This is a genomic window from Streptococcus sp. DD11, assembly GCF_001578865.1.
GTDB lineage: Bacteria > Bacillota > Bacilli > Lactobacillales > Streptococcaceae > Streptococcus > Streptococcus panodentis.
On sequence record NZ_KQ969396.1, the window covers coordinates 145,556 to 147,648 of the forward strand.

The 2,093-nt window shown below is 47.8% G+C and carries 2 protein-coding genes; both read right to left on the reverse strand.

The annotated features are described in order from the left end of the window. Positions 1–141 (reverse strand): CDP-alcohol phosphatidyltransferase family protein (locus tag STRDD11_RS14635; protein ID WP_241209432.1); only part of this gene is annotated, 141 nt, incomplete at its 3' end. A gap of 5 nt (positions 142–146) precedes the next feature. Further along, positions 147–2,093: PEP-utilizing enzyme (locus STRDD11_RS10090; RefSeq protein WP_128837322.1), on the reverse strand; the 1,947-nt coding region annotated here is incomplete at its 5' end.

Sequence of the window (2,093 nt, forward strand, 5' to 3'; positions counted from 1 at the left end):
ACTTTCAGTCCGCTTCATCCGTCGCGCCACCACGCCATCAAAGAGGTCACAGATACCGCTAACGATAAAGGCCATCATGGCCAGACGCAGCTGGGACTGAATGACGGCATAGACTGCCAACAGTGCAAAAGCGGCGCCCATATAAGTCAGGATAACAGATTTATCGTATTCACCGATAAACAAAGGTTTATTCTTTTTTCATGAATTCTTATTTCTCCTCTTCTTCCATCTAAGGTTACTAGCATGCCAGTTTCTAGCAGCTGAGTTGCATTCTTGGCGCAGACCAGAGCTGGAATCCCGCATTCCCGAGCGACAATAGAGGCATGACAGAGAACTCCGCCGTACTCTGTCACAAGACCGCCCAGAATACCGAAAACATAACTCCAACCCGTATCTGTATAGCGAGTGACAAGAATTTCTCCCGGCTCAATCGTCTCAATATCGGCCAAATCCAAGAGAACTCGAACCCGACCGGTTACCTGACCGCTGCTGGCTGGCATTCCCGTCAGCAGGGCCTGACTATCATGGGCCCCCTCTTCCAGGCTCATCTCTTTGTCAGTCAAATCACCCACTGGTTCAAAATTTCGATAGGCCTGGCAATAATGCTGATTACCTGCTGCTTCTTCTTGAAGCTGGTCGGCAGTCTTTTGCCCTTCCATAAAGGCAGTCAGACTTTCTTTCTTAATGTAAAAAACATCTTGAGAATCTTTCAGAAAGCCTTGCTTTTCATAGGCTCGGCCGAGTTTGAGGCTAATCTGACGAATGAGATGGTAATAGCGCGTGGAAATATCCTTGAACTCCTCTCGCCACCAGAGCAAGTTCCGCAGGTCTTGACTGATTTTTTCTATCTTTTTCTGCTTGACTTGAGATAGATGGGCAAGATTCAGTTTAGACTCTGAGACAGGACTGAGCGAAGCTTTGGCCGCTTGGTAATAAGCTGTATCAACAACCAACTGTTGGACCGCTGTCAGAACCTGATGAGCATCTTCTTCATAACTAGCTACTCGCAAGTCCAGCTCCCGTGTCGAGTGATAGCCAAAAACCTTTTGAAAATCCTGAATCTCGATAAAATCTGCTCGCTCAGGATATTGTGCAGCCAGTTCCTGCAACTCTTCCACCGATAACTTCAGCCAATCGTCTGTCAGTTTCTCCTCTGCCAAAATAAGATCCGCAGCTTCCAGCATTCGAGCCAAAGGCTTGGTATGAGAAACATTTCCCAACTTAGCTATCAGTTGGAAAAATTCATCAACCGTCAGCCATTTGAGTAGACTGGTCTTTTTCATAGACAGCTGGACCGTATTGATGTAGGCCTGCCAGAAATAAGTTCCCTCACTGTCTAAATAAGCCTGATTTAGCACTAACTGCCAAAGACTCTCGACTTGCTGGAGCGGGCTTTGGTCGTTCAGTTCTCGTATTTCTTGATTTAGGCGGTTAAATTGCTGGCGCAACTCTTGCAGCTTGTCTGGCGCCTGATGCAGAAAGGTTTTAGTTACTTTTTGTGTTTTTAAAGCTACCCGCAGGAAATTCAAGAGCAAGGCTGGACTTAATTTGTTGGTAAAACCTTGACCTTGGTAGTCTTTATTAACTCCCAGCTCATCATCAAAGTCTCGCTCAATATAGCCTGGAATCTGCTCCATACCTTGCTTGACCACTCCTAAGTTCCAGAAAGGCCGAGCATAATGCAGGCGCATCAGCGGCGGCATCACACCATCTGGCTCTAGGCCAATTGCCAGCAAAAAACTGGAGAGTGCCTCTTGCCAAGAATGGCGGTAAAGGCTCCACATCAGATTTGGACAGGGCTGGGCCGCCACGCCACCATCCCGAAAATTCGCCGTCGTCCAGCGGCCACTGTCGATTTTAGTTGGTACTGTCGTGATGGGCCGAGCCTGCAGTAGATAAACTTGCTCTTGTACGGTACACCACTCAATATCCATCGGCCGACCAAAATACGCCACAATCTCCAACACCAGTTCATGCAGCTTCTGCAAGACTGCCAGAGGGATTTCAGTCTTTTCAAACTGAAGCCAGTCTGGCTTGTACCAAGCAAGAGCTAGCTGCTCAGGATTGACTTGACCGCTAACCAAACTCTCAGC